The 18,344-nt window shown below is 59.0% G+C and carries 10 protein-coding genes and 5 pseudogenes; 11 read left to right on the plus strand and 4 right to left on the minus strand.

Annotated elements, in window-relative coordinates; genetic code table 11:
- Nucleotides 1–241: 241 nt before the first annotated feature.
- A pseudogene (locus CES87_RS20860) lies at nt 242–546 on the plus strand (DUF2288 domain-containing protein).
- A gap of 297 nt (nt 547–843) precedes the next feature.
- On the opposite strand, the pseudogene CES87_RS20865 reads toward CES87_RS20860, so the two are convergent.
- Nucleotides 844–3,037, minus strand: a pseudogene (locus CES87_RS20865) (hypothetical protein).
- A gap of 199 nt (nt 3,038–3,236) precedes the next feature.
- On the opposite strand from CES87_RS20865, the pseudogene CES87_RS20870 reads away from it, so the two are divergent.
- Together CES87_RS20870 and CES87_RS20875 are read left to right on the plus strand one after the other, a co-directional pair.
- Nucleotides 3,237–4,132 (plus strand): annotated as a pseudogene (locus CES87_RS20870) (NAD(P)-dependent oxidoreductase).
- A gap of 254 nt (nt 4,133–4,386) precedes the next feature.
- Nucleotides 4,387–5,735 (plus strand): annotated as a pseudogene (locus tag CES87_RS20875) (spinster family MFS transporter).
- A gap of 168 nt (nt 5,736–5,903) precedes the next feature.
- Here CES87_RS20875 and rapA read toward each other — a convergent pair.
- Nucleotides 5,904–8,750: an RNA polymerase-associated protein RapA gene (gene rapA / locus CES87_RS20880; RefSeq protein ID WP_128607592.1), complete on the minus strand. Its 2,847-nt coding sequence runs from the start codon at nt 8,748–8,750 to the stop codon at nt 5,904–5,906.
- Nucleotides 8,751–9,013: 263 nt separating this feature from the next.
- Here rapA and CES87_RS20885 point away from each other — a divergent pair, with 263 nt between their 5' ends.
- The 3 genes and pseudogenes from CES87_RS20885 to ccoM all read left to right on the plus strand — a co-directional run bounded on the left by CES87_RS20885 (nt 9,014) and on the right by ccoM (nt 9,889).
- Nucleotides 9,014–9,355 carry an aspartate-semialdehyde dehydrogenase gene (locus CES87_RS20885; protein ID WP_128607593.1) on the plus strand — a complete coding sequence of 114 codons (342 nt, stop codon included), beginning with the start codon at nt 9,014–9,016 and terminating at the stop codon, nt 9,353–9,355.
- A gap of 100 nt (nt 9,356–9,455) precedes the next feature.
- Complete coding sequence (locus tag CES87_RS32410; RefSeq protein ID WP_178081459.1) at nt 9,456–9,629, plus strand: hypothetical protein; 174 nt, start codon at nt 9,456–9,458, stop codon at nt 9,627–9,629.
- Nucleotides 9,630–9,773: 144 nt separating this feature from the next.
- Nucleotides 9,774–9,889: pseudogene (ccoM, locus tag CES87_RS34075) on the plus strand (cytochrome c oxidase subunit CcoM).
- 254 nt (nt 9,890–10,143) lie between these two features.
- Here ccoM and CES87_RS20890 read toward each other — a convergent pair.
- Together CES87_RS20890 and CES87_RS20895 are read right to left on the minus strand one after the other, a co-directional pair.
- Nucleotides 10,144–11,619 (minus strand): inorganic phosphate transporter, encoded by a 1,476-nt coding sequence (locus tag CES87_RS20890; protein WP_128607594.1) that lies wholly within the window; start codon nt 11,617–11,619, stop codon nt 10,144–10,146.
- 376 nt (nt 11,620–11,995) lie between these two features.
- Nucleotides 11,996–12,196, minus strand: a complete 201-nt coding sequence (locus CES87_RS20895; protein WP_128607595.1) for a hypothetical protein — start codon at nt 12,194–12,196, stop codon at nt 11,996–11,998.
- 687 nt (nt 12,197–12,883) lie between these two features.
- On the opposite strand from CES87_RS20895, the gene pcaR reads away from it, so the two are divergent.
- The 5 genes from pcaR to pcaF all read left to right on the plus strand — a co-directional run bounded on the left by pcaR (nt 12,884) and on the right by pcaF (nt 18,307).
- The gene (gene pcaR / locus CES87_RS20900) at nt 12,884–13,726 is read left to right on the plus strand and encodes a pca regulon transcriptional regulator PcaR (protein WP_128607596.1); all 843 of its coding nucleotides are present in this window, start codon (nt 12,884–12,886) and stop codon (nt 13,724–13,726) included.
- Nucleotides 13,727–13,853: 127 nt separating this feature from the next.
- Nucleotides 13,854–15,200 carry an MFS transporter gene (locus CES87_RS20905; RefSeq protein ID WP_128607597.1) on the plus strand — a complete coding sequence of 449 codons (1,347 nt, stop codon included), beginning with the start codon at nt 13,854–13,856 and terminating at the stop codon, nt 15,198–15,200.
- 268 nt (nt 15,201–15,468) lie between these two features.
- Entirely contained in the window at nt 15,469–16,326 is an 858-nt protein-coding gene (locus tag CES87_RS20915) for a CoA transferase subunit A (RefSeq protein ID WP_008054173.1), read from the plus strand.
- A complete protein-coding gene (locus tag CES87_RS20920; protein ID WP_128607599.1) occupies nt 16,326–17,105 on the plus strand; it encodes a CoA-transferase subunit beta in 780 nt (259 codons plus the stop codon). Before CES87_RS20915 ends, CES87_RS20920 begins: the two co-directional genes overlap by 1 nt.
- Nucleotides 17,102–18,307 carry a 3-oxoadipyl-CoA thiolase gene (gene pcaF, locus CES87_RS20925; RefSeq protein ID WP_178081460.1) on the plus strand — a complete coding sequence of 402 codons (1,206 nt, stop codon included), beginning with the start codon at nt 17,102–17,104 and terminating at the stop codon, nt 18,305–18,307. The genes CES87_RS20920 and pcaF overlap by 4 nt, the downstream gene beginning before the upstream one ends.
- Nucleotides 18,308–18,344: the final 37 nt, after the last annotated feature.

Consider the following 18,344-nt stretch of genomic DNA (forward strand, 5'->3'; position numbering starts at 1 on the left):
CGGTACAGTGTAGAGCGCCGATTGTCAGCCTGGGAAGCTGGCGCCAGGGGGCAAAACTTGGGGGTGTCGCTTTTTTGAAAGAAAAAGACAGAATTGCGGCGGGTGGTGACGGGCTTATAGCCAGATTCCGTGCATTCCTTGGCTTTCCTGCTCTTTTCATTCAGTGACTCAATTTGCATCTGGGTTTTCTACCAGACCACCGACGTTATCATTGCGTCGATTTCTTTTCCGGACCGGACCCATGACTGAAGAACCTAGCACCCTCTATGCCAAGCTGCTTGGTGAAACCGCATCTATTACCTGGAAGGAGTTGGAGCCGTTCTTCGCCAAGGGTGCCCTATTGTGGGTCGACCCTGGCCTGGATTTGATCGCCGCCGCCGAGGCCGTAGCTACCGACGAAGGCCAGAAAGTGGCTGCCTGGTTGGCCGCCGACAAGGTCGCCAAGCTGTCTGAAACGCGGGCGCTAGATCTTTTGAGCGTGATCCGGAGTTATGGGCGGTGGTCGTTTCGCCCTGGATTCTGATCCAGGAAAGGGCAAAGGCCTGAATGTGCGCACCTCTTTGGTGCGCGTCGTTGCCGTCTAAAAGTGTGTAGCCGAGTAGCGTGATGGCATGTTGCCGTAGAGAAAAGCCACAGCCTCACGGTGACGTAAACGTAACGGGAACAGTTGAGCGAGCAGCCTGAGGGCTGCTTAATTGTTTCTGGAGGTTGGTGTGTGATCGTTCCCATGCTCCGCGTGGGAATGCAGCCAGGGACGCTCTGCGTCCCAAAAAGCGGACGCGGAGCGTCCGGTGAGGCATTCCCACGCAGAGCGTGGGAACGATCAAGGGAGTGGCGCTTTTATTAGGCGGTCTTACCCGTATGGTTATTCAGCGAAATAACCTTGGTCTTGCCAATGCGATGACGGTAGATCTCGCGCAGGTACTTTATCGCTTTTTTCACGCAATCCCGGGATAGGCGGATGTCGTTGATCGAGACGAACTTGTCCTTGTCGTTGATCAGCTCGCGGTACTTTTTCTCGTACATCGGTTTGATCGCGTACCAGTTGGTATCGAGGATCTTCGCCGGGTTCTCGAACTCGTTGAGCAGGTCGTCGATCCGCTCTTCGTCGAATTCTTCATTGATGATGAAGTCCAGCATCGAGTTGTCCAGGGTTTCGTCGAAGCGGTACGGACTGCGCGCGAAGCAACGTTTGATGAAAGCCACGATCAGCGTCAGGAAGTCGTCCGACAGGCACGGGCTTTTGGCGATCAGGGTGGTCAGCGACAGGTTGGCCGAGGCGCCGATCACCAGCGCATAGCGCTTGAGTGTGGTATTGGGGAACAGGTTGTTGAGGTGAGTCTTCAACCGGTTCAAGTCCATGTAGGACAGCTTGTAGTCTTTGGGCAAGGAAACGATCGACACCACCGACGAGCAGTTCTTGAAGAAATGCAGGTCGTGCAGGGCCGCCGCGTCATAGCCAGAGTTCTTGTACTGCTCCAGCGCGGCGCGATAGCGCTTGGACTCGATCGGCAGCAGGCTGATGCCTTCGATGGCCTGGGTGACCTTGTTGAAGTGCGGCAGGTCGATGGAACGGAAGAACAGATCGTCGATGTTCAGGCGCTGCGGCTCCTTCTCGAACACCTTGAACTTGTCGCTGGTAGGCACCGGGGTTTCCGGAACTACCGACTCGGCGTAGGCAATCGCCACCGGCCCGGCCAGGCTCATGAACAGGTCGTTGGCATCCAGGCGAATGGTTTCGCCGATGTCGATGCCGGCACGACGGAAATAGTTCTGGTCGTAGTCGGTGGTCACCGCCTGCGCCGTCAGAATGTTGAAGATCTGCTGCGAGATGTATTGGTTGGCATGCTTTTCCATGGCATTGACATCAATGTTCTGGATGTTGCCATCGTCGCTTTCTTCGGCGTAACGCATGATGTCGTTGGAGATCAGCATCATCGCGTTCCACGGGCGGATACGGCCCATGACACTGGCTTCGCTGCTGTCTTCGTTGGCGAAGTTGTAGGAGAAGTCCCACTCTTCCGACAGGTATTTGCACAGCAGACGACCGGCGTTGATGTGCAGCGCTTCGGACATTTCACTGCGGTGATCGGAAATGTTCGGCAGCACGCAAATGCCGCTGGTGAAGATCGGTTCGAAGACGAAGGAGTGACCGCTCTTGCTGTCGTGCTCGTCGATCGGCTTGGTGTCGAACGTCTTGTTCATGTACGAGTGCTGCTGGGCCAGGCCGAATTCCGAGGCCATGCCTGAACCTGTACCGCCGCCGGCGCTGAAGATCGAGAAGTACAGGCGCGACTGGTTGGCCTTGATGCCGCAGCTGTCGATCAGGTACGAGTGAATCATCTTCCAGTCAGGGCTGGAGAAACGCTGGGTGTCCTTGTTCAGGATGATCTTGGCCAGGTATTGGCCGAGAATCGGTGCGTTACCGGCGCCACCGGCGTGGACTTCCGACAAGTCCATGATTTTCATTTTGCTGTAGTCGCGCAGGAAGCCGCTTTTTTCGCCCTTGCGTGAGAAACGGATGCGACCGGCGATATCTTTGTCGAGGTCACCGAGCATCACCAGCGGTTCTACCAGGAACACCGGTTTGGTGGCTTTGTTGGGCATCAGGCGCAGGTTGTTGCGAATCCACTGTGCCGGGCTGTAGCCTTTTCGGCGAAGCGCTTGTCCGGCGACAGGCGATCCTCGTTGTTGAATTCATTGAGGTAGAACTTGCGGGCGTTGTACACCAGCTCCGCGACATCCAGCGCAATATTCGAACCGCAGCGACCCAGGCCGATCAGGCACACCGACGGAAATTCCTGATTGTTGTGCTGCTCGTTGTCGCCGTCCAGGTGCGGAGGACGCGGGAATACCATGTCGCGCAGTCCGTCGAGGTTATCGAGGATACGGTCAGTATTGGTTTCGGTGAAGTACAGGTATTGCTGAGTCGCCAGCGGGCGTGACGGGAGCAATGGCTTCGACGGGACAGGGCTGTTCGCCGCAGGCTCAAGGTCAGGTCGGATACCGCAGTGGCCGGGTTATTTTTAGAAGTCATTGTTCGCCATGTACCTGGGCTGGTTTGGTCGGGCGACACGCTGTCGTCGAACCGTCACGGAATGAGAACTCGCATCTTTTATCAGCGCGTATTTGGCCCAAGCGTCAGAGCCGTGGCCTGAGCATCGCTCGGGGGAATCCTTTCCTGAGTCATGATGAATCGGCCAATATTCAGTGATCTTTAATCAAAAGGAGGCAAAATGATGTCAACGCTACCTTCGTTGGGGTTTGCCGGAATAGGTCTGATGGGGTTGCCGATGTGCAGACGCCTGCTAGCGGCGGGATATCCGCTGACGGTATGGAACCGTAATCCGGCCAAATGCGCGCCGTTGGTCGAGGCCGGTGCGCGTCAGGTCCTAACGCCGGCAGAGTTGTGCCGGCACGCTGATGTGTTGATGTTGTGCCTGGCGGACACAGCAGTGGTACGTGAGGTGGTGTTTGGTGCGGCCGGGGTGGCCGAAGGGGCGAAAAGCGGCCAGTTGCTGGTGGATTTTTCCAGCCTGGAACCCACGGCAACGCGGGAAATGGCGGCAGAGCTTGTCAGCAAAACCGGGATGGGCTGGCTCGATGCACCGGTATCCGGCGGCGTGGTCGGTGCCGAGGTGGGCAGCCTGGCGATCATGGTCGGTGGCGATGCGGCGGATCTTGCGCGAATAAAACCGGTGTTGCTGAGTCTTGGCCAGCGCGTGACGCACATGGGCGCTGTCGGGGCGGGGCAGGTGACCAAGGCCTGCAATCAGATGATTGTGGCCTGCAATGCCCTGGTGATTGCCGAAGTGGTGGCGCTGGCGGAGCGTTCCGGGGTTGATGCGAGCCTGATTGCCGAGGCGTTGGCCGGTGGTTTTGCCGATTCAAAACCCTTGCAGATCCTCGCCCCGCAAATGGCCGAGAGCCGGTTCGAACCGGTGAAATGGCACGTGCGGACCTTGCTCAAGGACCTCGACACGGCGGTGAAGTTTCCCGCGAGCAGGGTTCGGCGACTCCGATCAGCGGTCTGGCAGCACAACTGATGCGACTGCACGCAGCCCAGGGATTTCTGGAAAAAGACCCGTCTACATTAGTGCAGATGTACCGTGAACCAGATTCAACGACGTAAGGGTGTACGCGTGTTTGCGCTGGTTGATTTCGTTCAGCACCGGACGTAGTTAAGCCAGTGGCACCGGCGGGCTGAGCAGGTAACCCTGAACGAGGTCGCAGTTGTGGCATTCCGCACGGGCCGCGGCGGGGTCCATGGGCGGGTATCAGCTTTACGAATGATTACAGACAGCGCGGGCGGGCCTGACTAGATTGCAGGTTCCGGGCTCGGATGCTCTGGCAGTGAAGCCCCATAACAATAAAAGAGACGGACCCATGCAGAACTCGACCCAAGCGGCGAATGCCTGGCGCATTCTGTTCCTGCTGTTCCTGGCTAATCTGTTCAACTTTTTCGACCGCACCATCCCGGCCATCATCATCGAACCGATCCGCATGGAATGGCATCTCAGCGATTTTCAGCTGGGGATCATCGGTACGGCATTCACTATTGTCTACGCGATCGCCGGCCTGCCCCTGGGGCGGATGGCGGATACCGGCTCGCGCAGCAAGTTGATGGGCTGGGGCCTGGCAGCCTGGAGTGGGCTGACCGCGGTCAACGGAATGGTCGGCAGTTCTGGAGCTTCCTGATCGTGCGCATGGGTATCGGCATCGGGGAAGCCAGTTACGCGCCAGCCGCAAACTCGTTGATCGGCGACCTGTTTCCCGCGCATCGCCGGGCGCGGGCCATGGGGATTTTCATGCTTGGGCTGCCGTTGGGGCTGTTGCTGGCGTTCTTCACCATCGGTGCGATGGTCAAGGCGTTCGACAGCTGGCGCGCGCCGTTCTTCATCGCCGCAGTGCCGGGGTTGATCCTGGCGGTCTTCATGTTCTTCATCAAGGAGCCCAAACGCGGTGCCGCTGAAAGCGTGCAAGTGTCGCAGGAGAAGGTTGACCGGCCGATCCGCCGTATCCTGGCGGTGCCGACCTTCCTGTGGCTGGTGCTGGCCGGGCTGTGCTTCAACTTTGCCACTTATGCCTGTAACTCGTTTCTGGTGCCGATGCTGCAGCGTTATTTCCTGATGCCATTGCAGGAAGCGGCGGTGGCGACCGGGATAATCGTCGGCGTGACCGGGTTGGTCGGGCTCACTCTGGGTGGTTGGGTCGCGGACAAGATCCACCAGCGTATCGCCAATGGTCGCCTGCTGTTTGCCGCGTTCAGCCTGATCATTTCCACCTTGTGCACGGCGTGGGCGCTGCATTCAGGAAGGATCGAGATCGGTGTGTTCGTCGCCGTGTTCAGTGTGGGCTGGCTGTTTGCCTATAACTTCTACACCTGCGTTTACACGGCGATCCAGGATGTGGTCGAGCCGCGTCTGCGGGCGACGGCCATGGCGCTGTTCTTCGCCGGGCTGTATCTGTTGGGTGGTGGCCTGGGGCCGGTCGTGGTGGGTGCCTTGTCCGATCACTTTGCGCATACGGCCATGTTATCGGCGGGTGCCGAGCAGATGACCGAGGCGTTCAAGGCGGTCGGTCTGCATGATGCGATGTACCTGATCCCGGTGGCGTTGTTTTTCACGATGGTGTTTCTGGTGTTGGCTTCGCGGTGTTTTGTGAAGGATGCCAAGCGGATGAAGGAGGGTTTGGTGGCGGTGGTTGAGCCTGAGGGGGCTGCGGCGACTGCATAATCGCTTTCGCGAGCAAGCCCGCTCCCACATTGGACCGAGGCGTACACGGATCAAATGTGGGAGCGGGCTTGCCCGCGAAGAGGCCTTCTGCAGCAATACAAAACTCAAGTAAACAAAAAGGCCTGCATCACTGCAGGCCTTCTTTTTTACCGGTAAAGCAGGGGGTGATTAACCCGCCACCAGCACCCGAATCGCTTCCAGTCGCAGCGCAGCCTTGTCGAGCATGGCCAGACCCTGCTCACGCTGTTTACGCAAGGCAACCAATTCGCTGTCACGCACGGTCGGGTTGACCGCTTGCAACGCGGTCAGGCGCGCCAGTTCTTCATCGGTATCGGCCGCCAGGCGACGTTGCGCTTGCGTTACACGTTCGGCGTGACGCGGATAGATCTTGTCTTCGCCAGCGTTGATCCGTGGCGTCAACTGATCGCGCTGGGCCTGGATGAACTTGTTGGCGCTGGCGCGCGGCACGCTTTCGAGTTGATCGTTCAAGGTCTCGAAGGCAACACGGGCCGACAGGTCATTGCCATTGGCGTCCAGCAGGCAGCGCAGGGCGGCCGGCGGCAGGTAACGGCCCAGTTGCAGCGAGCGCGGGGCAACCACTTCACTGACGTAGAGCAGTTCCAGCAACACGGTGCCGGGTTTCAGCGCCTTGTTCTTGATCAACGCCACGGCAGTGTTGCCCATGGAACCGGACAGCACCAGATCCATGCCGCCCTGCACCATCGGGTGTTCCCAGGTGATGAACTGCATGTCTTCACGCGACAGCGCCTGGTTGCGGTCGTAAGTGATGGTCACGCCTTCGTCGTCGCCCAGCGGGAAGCTGGCGTCGAGCATTTTTTCGCTCGGCTTGAGAATCAGGGCGTTTTCCGAATGGTCTTCGCTGTCGATGCCGAACGCATCGAACAGGGTTTCCATGTAGATCGGCAGGGCGAACTGGTCGTCTTGCTCGAGGATGTCCTCGACCAGCGCTTCACCTTCGCCGGCACCGCCGGAGTTGAGCTCCAGCAAACGGTCGCGGCCGGTGTGCAGTTCGGCTTCCAGGCGCTCACGCTCGGCACGGGCTTCGTCGATCAGCGCTTGCCACTCGCCATCGTCGGCTTCTTCCAGCAACGGCAGCAGGCGTGGACCGAACTGGTGCTGCAAGGCGTTGCCGGTCGGGCAGGTGTTGAGGAATGCATTCAGCGCTTCGTGATACCACTGGAACAGCCGTTGTTGCGGGCTGGTTTCCAGGTACGGCACATGCAGCTCGATGATGTGCTTCTGGCCGATCCGGTCCAGACGACCGATACGTTGTTCCAGCAAGTCCGGGTGGGACGGCAGGTCGAACAGCACCAGGTGGTGGGAGAACTGGAAGTTGCGACCTTCACTGCCGATTTCCGAGCAGATCAGCACTTGTGCGCCAAATTCTTCGTCGGCGAAGTAGGCGGCGGCGCGGTCACGCTCAAGGATGTTCATGCCTTCGTGGAACACCGTGGCCGGGATGCCGGAGCGCACGCGCAGGGCGTCTTCCAGGTCCATGGCGGTTTCGGCGTGGGCGCAGATCACCAGCACTTTAGTGCGCTTGAGCATTTTCAGCTGGTCGATCAGCCACTCGACGCGCGGGTCGAATTTCCACCAACGTTCTTCTTCGCTGGCGTCCGGCTGGGCCTGGAAGCTGACTTCCGGGTACAACTCGGCGTGATCGCCCAACGGCAGTTCGAGGTACTCGTCCGGGCACGGCAGCGGATACGGGTGCAGTTTGCGCTCCGGGAAACCCTGCACGGCGGCACGGGTGTTACGGAACAGCACGCGGCCGGTGCCGTGGCGGTCCAGCAGTTCGCGCACCAGACGGGCGCTGGCCTCGGTGTCGCCATCGTTGACCGCGGCCAGCAGGGCTTCGCCTTCGTTGCCGAGGAAACCGTGGATGGTCTCGTGCGCTTGCGGTGACAAGCGCCCTTTTTCCAGCAGCTCCTGAACGGCCTCGGCCACCGGACGATAGTTTTCACTCTCGGCGCGGAAGGCGTGCAGGTCATGGAAACGATTCGGATCGAGCAGGCGCAGGCGGGCGAAGTGGCTGTCCTGGCCCAGTTGTTCCGGGGTTGCGGTCAACAGCAGCACGCCAGGAATGGTTTCGGCGAGTTGCTCGACCAGCGAGTACTCAGGGCTGGCCTGATCTTCGTGCCACACCAGGTGGTGAGCTTCGTCGACCACCAGCAAGTCCCAACCGGCCGCGAACAGCGCGTCCTGGGCTTTTTCATCATCCACCAGCCATTCAAGTGCAACCAGCGCGAGCTGGGTGTCTTCGAACGGGTTGGAAGCATCGCTTTCGATGAAGCGTTCTTCGTCGAACAGCGCGACTTGCAGGTTGAAACGGCGGCGCATCTCCACCAGCCACTGGTGCTGCAGGTTTTCCGGCACCAGGATCAGCACGCGATTGGCGCGACCCGAAAGCAGTTGGCGATGGATCACCAGGCCAGCTTCGATGGTTTTACCCAAACCTACTTCGTCCGCCAGCAGAACCCGTGGCGCGATACGGTCTGCGACTTCGCGGGCGATGTGCAACTGGTGCGCGATCGGTTGCGCACGCACGCCACCCAGGCCCCACAACGAGGACTGCAACTGACGGCTGGTGTGTTCCAGGGTGTGGTAGCGCAGGGAGAACCAGGCCAGCGGGTCGATCTGGCCGGCGAATAGACGGTCGCTGGCGAGACGGAACTGGATAAAGTTCGACAGTTGGGTTTCTGGCAGAGTGACCGCTTCGTTCTGAGCGTTGAGGCCGTGGTAGACCATCAGGCCATTGACGTCGTCGACTTCGCGAACGGTTAGTTTCCAGCCTTCGAAGTGAGTGATGGTGTCACCCGGCGAAAATCGTACGCGGGTGAGGGGCGCATTCCGTAACGCGTACTGGCGGGTGTCGCCAGTGGCCGGATAGAGCACGGTCAACAAGCGGCCGTCCTGTGCCAGAACGGTGCCCAAACCCAGCTCGGCTTCGCTGTCACTGATCCAGCGTTGCCCCGGTTGATACTGCTGCGCCATGCTGCCTGACTCCCACCTTGAAAAAGCGGGCTATCTTAACGGAATGAGCCTTCGGGGCCAAAGGATTACTCGTATAGGCGCTGCCGAAGATTCGGGTCGCGCTCGGACGATCTTTCGAACTTTGGGAAGGCTGTGGTTTTGTGTTGTCCGACAAAGATCGTAGTCTGCACCCGCTCATAGTGCCAACCGGGTCACAGATTACGACCGATGGCTCAAGTCGCCATCCCCGCAGCCGACAGCCTGCTGACAGGAGACTGATAAATATGCTGCCACCGATGCTCCCCTTGAGTGCCGTGCCCATCACTTCCCAGCACGACCCGGTCCGCCCGCGCCCGGACATCGCACCTGTGGTGCCGATGCAGGAGAGTTCCAGCGACAGCACCATCGACCTGAAAAATCGCGACCCCGAAGATGCTGTTCTGCTGTTGCGTGAGGAGCAGCGCCGACAGCAGGAACGCGAGCGTCGTCGCCGTGAGGCCGATAATGATCCCGAAGCGCACCTGGCGATTCCCGGTAACGAACTCAATGCCGACAACACCGTGCCTGTGGCACCGTTGATGGAAGACCAGCCCCGTCAGGGATTGTGGGTCGATATCGAGATTTGAGGTTGCGACTGGTCAGCGCCATCGCTAGACCGCATTATTGGTGCAATCCTGCCGAATGATGCGGCAGCTGACTTTCCTTTCAAGCGATGCACTGAACGCCATGAGCCAAGACGACAAGCTGATCGATCTCAACGCCGAACGCGCCAAGCGTGTCCATGACCTTAACGATAAACGCCTGAATGAAGTGCGCCAGGCGTTCGAACAGGCCATGCCGCTGGGTAAAGCGAAGAAAACCCCGAAAACCAAATCGAAGAACAAGCCGAAAAAGCGCTGAGTCCCCCTGCAACGACTGATGCAGGTCAGTTTTACCCCTCCTTATATGCCCGGTCCCCGGCAACATTGATCCCGGTCAATATTCTCTCCTGCCCGATTGGTTAACTTAGCCCCATCGCAACAGGGCAACTGCAGGAGATGCGTCATGTTTTTCGACAACGTGGTGATCGCCGGAGTGCTGACCGTCAGCCTCATGATTTTGTTTTTTGCAGGGTTCGGATTTTTATCTGGAAGGACTCGCACAAGCGGAAAAAACCGTAGGTCTTTCTTGAGGCAATGAGCACGCAAGGCATTTTGGGCAACTTCGGTTGCCCTTTTTTTCGCCTGCGATTTGAGGTTTTGATCGTTCCCACGCTCCGCGTGGGAATGCCGCCATGGACGCTCTGCGTCCACCTGTGACGCGGAGCGTCACGGGATTCATTCCCACGCAGAGCGTGGGAACGATCTAACGATCACGTTCATGCAATAAAAAAGGCGCGGTCCTTGCGGAGCGCGCCTTTTTATTCAGTTGCGTATCAGCTACCCAGCGCCTTCGAAGCCAACCAGAAAAGGCCGGCGGACAAAGCGACCGTAGCTGGCAGGGTCAGCACCCAGGCCAGCAGGATGGTTCTGACGGTACCGCCTTGCAGGCCGCTTTTGTTGGCGACCATAGTCCCGGCCACACCAGAAGACAGAACGTGGGTGGTGGACACCGGCAGGCTGAAAATGTTGGCCATGCCGATCAGACTGGCGGTGGTGATCTGTGCCGACATGCCCTGGGAGTAGGTCATGCCCTGCTTGCCGATCTTCTCGCCGATGGTCAGTACCACGCGTTTCCAGCCGACCATGGTGCCCAGGCCCAGAGCCAGCGCAACCGCCAGAATCACCCAGAACGGAGCGTATTCGGTGGTGGTGGTCAGATCTTTGCGTAGCTTGTCCAGGTCAGCCTTTTCGCGGGCGGCCAAGATTGGCAATTTGCTGACTTTCTTGGCTGTGTCGTCCAGGCACAGCAAGTAACGACGCACTTCGATGCGGCTTTCCGACGGCAGCGAGTGGTAGTCGGCTACACCCTTCAGGGTGTCCAGCAGAGCGGCGATGGTCGGTTCAGTCTGCTGCGGATTGCAGCGAAACTTCTCCGGAAGATCGCCTTCCACGCTTTTACCCAGGGCCAGGAACTCGCCCAAGGAGTCGGCATTGCGCTTGTAGAACTGGCTCAAGTGCAAGGTGGCGTCACGGGTACGCTCGATCTGATAAGTCGTGCTGTTCAGGTCAAGAACGAACTGCGCCGGTACGATACCGATCAGCACCAGCATGATCAGGCCGATACCTTTCTGACCATCGTTGGAACCGTGCACGAAGCTCACGGCCATGGCGGAGATCACCAGCACCAGGCGGTTCCAGAATGGCGGGTGTTTCTTGTCGTCGATCTTGCGGCGCTGTTCCGGCGTCTTGTGCATCTTCGACAGCGGACGCCACCATTTAAGGCCGATCAGTATCAGCGCAGCGATCAGGAAACCGGCCATTGGCGAGAACACCAGCGAAGCACCGATATCGATCGCCTTCTGCCAGTTCACCCCGTCGGCCAACGGAATATCGTTGATCAGGGCGTTGGCCAGACCCACACCGAGGATCGAACCGATCAGCGTATGGGAGCTGGAGGCGGGGATACCGAAGTACCAGGTGCCCAGGTTCCAGGTGATGGCTGCGGCGAGCAACGAGAAGACCATTGCCAGACCATGGCCGGTATTCACATTGATCAGCAGTTCTACCGGCAGCAGGTGGACAATGGCATACGCCACACCAACGCCGCCCAGCAACACGCCGAGGAAATTGAACACACCGGAAAAGAACACTGCCAGATGAGGCGGCATCGCTTTGGTGTAGATAACAGTGGCTACCGCGTTAGCGGTGTCATGAAATCCATTGATGAACTCGAAGGCGAGGACAAAAGCCAGGGCGAGCAAGAGGCTCACAAGCACCCAAGCATCCAGTCCGCTGAATAAATCGATCATGAAGGTTTTCTGACCCGGTCATAAGGGGGCGCGATTATGCCAGAAAAGACTATCAATCGATGCACTTGCTGCTCATCGGTAACATTCTTCAACGAATTATTTGCGACCGCACCCTCAGTCCCATCGATTTTTCGGGGTCTGCAAGTCATTGAATTTACTTGGAAACCCTGATGGTGCAAGGGTTGCACTCCCCTGAAGGAGCGGATTGAACTCTTGTATGAAATTTCTGAGAGGTGGGTCAGACATGAGCCTTTTACCCTGTCAGATAAGCAAGGTAGCCGCTGCCCGCTCTTGGCGGGCGCAAAAGGCAACATCAATACTTCCCGCTTTTAACGGGTGTAAATGCAGACCCCTGGAAATATTCACGCCGTGGCAGTCATGGCCCTTCGGCGTTGAGTTCCTTTTCCATTTTTTCCAGTTCTTGCTTGAAAACCTGATCCTGAACGGTGGCGCGTTTACGCCAGGGTTTGCGTTCCGGTTCGGGTTGGGCGGCGTAGGTGGTGACTTCCCCGCCATAAACTTCCTTGTAACGTTGTTCCTGGCGCTCAAGTTCCCCGCGCAGTTCGTCTTTCGTCACAGTGCTACCTGAATGAGTTGAGATAAATTCTGGTGAAACGCGCTGCGGTCAATGTATTGATCCCGCTCGTCGAAAGGACAAGGCCCATGAAGGCATCGTTTTTACGGCAGGGCGATCAGTACGTCCATGTTGCAGGCGGCCACGGCACCAGAGATAAATAGCTGACGTAGCATCAGATTCCTGTTTCGGCGAGCGCATTGGCGATGCAAATGCAGTCAGCGTCGGACGCTTGCCGGGGGCAGCGGCGATGGAACATCGCGCCACCGTGTAGCGGGATCGGCGAATAAAAAACCACCTGGCTACTGATTTGTATTATAGCGAGCGATTCAAAGAACACTATCGCCAAAGAGTTAAAAGTAGCGCGTGATGTCTGATTGTTTTTAACAGTATCTTTTACTGTCAACTAGCGTTTTGGCTGATATCGATCTGCAACGATGCCTTTCTGGCGCCATCAAGTCGAACAACTTGTGGCAACTACACCCACCCTGAGTCCACATTCGGGTCTGCACGAAAACATATAAGGAAAGGTTTCGTAACCCGGGCCATTGGCAGGCCGGAAGGTGGAGTGAGTCGATTGCGATTATCGGTCGATGGTTCGATAATCGCCCAATCTTGGTGGGCCGGGCTTGTTTGCCGGGTCCATGCCGCTTGTAATAGTCGCTGATACGTGTGGGAAAAGGACCTTATATGAACGATCAACTGCGCAATTCCTTCGCTTCAGTGGCACCGCCGATCGTCGCGTCGCCCGCCAAGCGGATTCAGGCCCTGACCGGTGACCCTGATTTCATGACTTCGCTGGCGCGTGGGCTGGCTGTCGTGCAAGCGTTTCAGGAGCGCAAGCGGCACCTGACCATCGCCCAGATCAGCCATCGCACGGAAATTCCCCGCGCAGCTGTAAGACGTTGCCTGCATACCCTGATCAAACTCGGCTATGCCACCACTGACGGACGCACCTATTCATTGCTGCCCAAAGTGCTGACTCTCGGCCATGCCTATGTATCCTCGACGCCGCTGGCGGTTTCAGCCCAGCCGTACCTGGACCGCATGAGCGAGCAACTACACGAGGCTTGCAACATGGCCACCCTGGAAGGTGATGACATCCTGTACATCGCTCGCTCGGCGACCACCCAGCGGCTGATTTCGGTCGACCTCTCGGTAGGCGGACGCTTGCCAGCCTATTGCACATCGATGGGCAGAATTCTGCTGGCCGCCCTGGATGACACGTCGCTGGGTGAATACCTAGATCATGCCGACCTGCAGGCCAAGACCAGTCGCACCCTGCATACCCCTGAAGCATTGCTCGAATGCCTGCAGGAGGTGCGGCAACAAGGTTGGTGCATCGTCGATCAGGAACTTGAGCAGGGGCTGCGCTCGATTGCCGTCCCGGTGTACGACGCTTCCGGCCAGGTGGTCGCGGCTCTGAATGTCAGTACCCATGCGGGACGGGTCAGCCGTAACGAGCTGGAACAGCGTTTCCTACCTGGTTTGTTAAGCGCCAGCCGTGACCTCAGCGCCCAGTTGTTTGCCTAAGCTGTTCGATAAACGCACAGAGTCGCGTTTGGTGAATTGACGCTGTTTGATGCGGATTATTACTGTCGCGGCTGCGCCAGCTTGGCTGGCAACTGTACGACTGTGTACTTCGCATGGAATAAAAATAATGAATCAGCCTCAGTCTGCTGTAGGAAACTGCCTCGACGTGCAGTCCTTCATCAATGCTCAACCCATTTCGCGCTACCAGTGGCGCGTAGTGATCCTGTGTTTCCTGATTGTCTTCCTCGATGGCCTCGACACCGCAGCCATGGGCTTCATTGCCCCCGCACTGTCCCAGGACTGGGGCATCGACCGCGCCAGCCTGGGTCCGGTGATGAGTGCGGCACTGATCGGCATGGTCTTCGGCGCACTGGGTTCCGGCCCGCTGGCTGACCGCTTCGGGCGAAAAATCGTACTGGTGGGCGCCGTGTTTTTGTTCGGTGTATTCAGCCTGGCCTCGGCTTACAGCACTAACGTCGACCAGTTGCTGGTGCTGCGGTTCCTCACCGGCCTTGGGCTGGGGGCGGGGATGCCGAATGCCACCACGCTGCTGTCGGAATACACCCCGGAGCGCAAGAAATCCTTGCTGGTGACCAGCATGTTCTGCGGTTTCAATCTCGGTATGGCCGGTGGCGGATTCATTTCGGCCAAGCTGATTCCAGCGTTCGGCTGGCACAGCCTGTTGCTGATCGGTGGGATTTTGCCGTTGATCCTTGCCGTCATTTTGCTGCTTTGGCTGCCGGAGTCGGCGCGCTATCTGGTAGTCCGTAACCGTGGCACCGACAAAGTGCGCAAGACGCTGGCGCCCATCGACCCCGCGGTGGTCGCCCAGGCCTCCAGCTTCAGCGTACCGGAGCAGAAAACCGTGCAGGCGCGTAACGTATTTGCAGTGATTTTCTCTGGCACCTACAGCGTCGGTACTTTGTTGCTTTGGCTGACCTACTTCATGGGCCTGGTGATCGTTTACCTGCTGACCAGTTGGCTGCCGACCCTGATGCGTGACAGTGGCGCGAGCATGGAGCAGGCCGCATTCATCGGCGCGCTGTTCCAGTTCGGCGGTGTGCTGAGCGCGGTGGGCGTAGGGTGGGCGATGGACCGGTTCAATCCACACAAGGTCATCGGCACTTTCTACTTGCTGGCCGGCGTGTTTGCCTACGCGGTTGGGCAGAGCCTGGGGAGTATCACGCTGCTGGCGACTCTGGTGCTGGTGGCCGGGATGTGTGTCAACGGCGCGCAATCGGCGATGCCATCGCTGGCTGCGCGGTTTTATCCGACCCAGGGACGCGCCACTGGTGTGTCGTGGATGCTCGGCATTGGTCGCTTCGGCGCGATTCTCGGGGCCTGGATGGGCGCCACGCTGCTGGGCCTGGGCTGGAACTTTGAGCAAGTGCTGACGGCGCTGGTGATTCCGGCGGCGCTGGCGACGACGGCGGTGGTGATCAAGGGCATGGTCAGTCATGCGGATGCGACCTGACAGGCTGATCCAGAATCTCTAATGGTTTTGATGGCGTCTTCGCGGGCAAGCCTCGCTCCTACAGGTATAGCGTGATCTCTGTAGGAGCGAGGCTTGCCCGCGAAGCTTTTGGGATCGGTAGTAACGCAACAATGTGTTCGATAATCGAACACTCAGTCGATTATCGGATTGTTTGGCGTTTTTCACGGGCTTACTCTTCAGTGACTGCGGCGCTGCGCATCGGCGCCTTCTTCCACTGTCGGTTAATAACAAATGGGAGCCTGCCCCAATGGCTGAAATTCTTTCGCTGCACGACGCGGTGAAGCAATTCGTGAACGACGGCGATACCGTCGCACTCGAAGGCTTTACTCACCTGATCCCGACGGCGGCGGGTCACGAAATCATTCGCCAGGGCAAGAAGGACCTGACCCTGGTGCGGATGACCCCTGACCTGATCTACGACCAGTTGATCGGTGCCGGTTGTGCCCGCAAGCTAATTTTCTCCTGGGGCGGCAACCCGGGTGTGGGTTCGCTGCACCGTCTGCGCGACGCAGTCGAGAAGCAGTGGCCGCATGCGCTGGAAATTGAGGAACACAGCCACGCCGACTTGGCCAATGCCTACGTCGCCGGTGCTTCCGGCCTACCGTTTGCGGTGCTGCGTGCCTACGCCGGTTCCGACTTGCCGAAGGTCAACCCGTTGATCAAGTCCGTAACCTGCCCGTTCACCGGCGAAGTGCTGGCGGCGGTGCCTTCGGTGCGCCCGGACATCACCGTGATTCACGCGCAGAAAGCCGACCGCAAAGGCAATGTGCTGTTGTGGGGCATTCTCGGCGTGCAGAAAGAAGCGGCGCTGGCGGCCAAGCGCTGCATCGTTACCGTTGAAGAAATCGTCGACGACCTCAATGCGCCAATGAACTCATGTGTTCTGCCGACCTGGGCCTTGAGCGCTGTGTGCCATGTGCCTGGTGGTGCGCATCCGTCCTACGCCCACGGTTACAACGAGCGCGACAACCGCTTCTACCAGGCCTGGGACCCGATTGCCCGCGACCGTGAAACCTTCACCGCGTGGATCAACGAGTACATCCATGGCAGCGCTGACTTCAGCGAGTTCCAGGCCAAACTGGCCGCCGCTTCGGAGGCGAAGTAATGACTTACACCACCAATGAAATGATGACCGTTGCCGCTGCCCGTCGCCTGAAGAACGGTTCGGTGTGCTTCGTGGGCATCGGCCTGCCGTCGAAAGCGGCCAACCTGGCGCGGCTGACTTCCTCGCCGGATGTAGTCCTGATCTACGAATCGGGTCCGATCGGTGCCAAGCCGAGCGTACTGCCGCTGTCGATCGGTGACGGTGAGCTGGCGGAAACCGCCGACACTGTGGTCCCGACCGGTGAGATTTTTCGCTACTGGCTGCAGGGTGGTCGCATTGACGTCGGTTTCCTCGGCGCTGCTCAGGTCGACCGTTTCGGCAACATCAACACCACGGTGGTTGGCGACTATCACGCACCGAAAGTCCGTCTGCCGGGTGCCGGCGGCGCACCGGAGATTGCCGGTTCCGCCAAGAGCGTGCTGATCATCCTCAAGCAGTCGGCACGTTCGTTTGTCGACAAGCTCGACTTCATTACCTCGGTCGGCCACGGCGAGGGCGGTGATTCTCGCAAGCGTCTCGGTCTGCCGGGCGCAGGTCCAGTCGGCATCATTACCGACCTGTGCACCATGGAACCGGAAGCTGGCACCCACGAATTCGTGGTCACTTCTTTGCACCCAGGCGTGACCCGTGAGCAAGTGGTCGCCGCCACCGGTTGGCCGATCCGTTTTGCCGACAGTGTGGACGTCAACGCCGAGCCGACTGAAGTCGAACTGACAGCGCTGCGTGATCTGGAAGCCCGTACCGCGGCGGCCCACGGCCAAGCACCTGGAGAAGCGTGATGCGTGAGGTTTATATCTGCGACGCGATTCGCACCCCCATCGGCCGTTTCGGCGGTGGCCTGTCGACGGTTCGCGCCGACGACCTGGCCGCCGTGCCGATCAAGGCGCTGATGGCGCGCAACCCTTCGGTGGACTGGACGGCAGTGGACGAGGTGTTCCTCGGTTGCGCCAACCAGGCTGGCGAAGACAACCGTAACGTGGCGCGCATGGCGTTGCTGCTGGCCGGGCTGCCGGAAACCATTCCAGGCGTCACCCTCAATCGCCTCTGCGCGTCGGGCATGGATGCCATTGGCACCGCGTTCCGCGCCATCGCCAGTGGTGAGATGGAGCTGGCGATTGCCGGTGGTGTCGAGTCGATGTCCCGCGCACCGTTCGTGATGGGCAAAGCCGACGCAGCGTTCTCGCGCAACATGAAACTCGAAGACACCACCATCGGCTGGCGCTTCATCAACCCGTTGATGAAAGCCCAGTACGGTGTGGATGCGATGCCGCAGACCGCCGACAACGTCGCCGACGATTACGAAATTTCCCGCGAGGATCAGGACGCTTTCGCCCTGCGCAGTCAGCAACGTACGGCCGCCGCGCAAGCCGCAGGTTTTTTCGCCGAAGAAATCGTCGAAGTGCGGATTGCCCACAAGAAGGGTGAAACGGTTGTCAGCCAGGATGAGCATCCTCGTGCCGACACCTCCCTGGAAACCCTGGCCAAACTTAAACCGGTCAACGGTCCCGATAAAACCGTCACCGCGGGCAACGCTTCTGGCGTGAACGATGGCGCCGCGGCGTTGATCCTGGCCTCGGCCGAAGCAGTGAAAAAGCACGGTCTGACCGCTCGCGCCAAAGTGCTGGGCATGTCCAGCGCCGGTGTTGCTCCGCGAGTGATGGGCATCGGCCCGGTACCGGCGGTACGCAAATTGACCGAGCGTCTGGGTGTGGCAGTCAGCGATTTCGATGTGATCGAGCTCAACGAAGCCTTCGCCAGCCAAGGTTTGGCGGTGCTGCGTGAACTGGGGCTGGCGGACGACGCGGCCCAGGTCAACCCGAACGGTGGCGCCATTGCCTTGGGCCATCCATTGGGCATGAGCGGTGCGCGGTTGGTACTGACGGCTTTGCATCAGCTGGAAAAAACTGGCGGCAAGAAAGGTCTGGCGACGATGTGCGTCGGCGTCGGTCAGGGTCTGGCCCTGGCGATCGAACGCGTCTGACGCTCAGCTTCAATAACAAAGCGTCGACTAATAAGAA

The sequence above is a fragment of the Pseudomonas sp. ERMR1:02 genome, assembly GCF_002277815.1.
Classification (GTDB): domain Bacteria; phylum Pseudomonadota; class Gammaproteobacteria; order Pseudomonadales; family Pseudomonadaceae; genus Aquipseudomonas.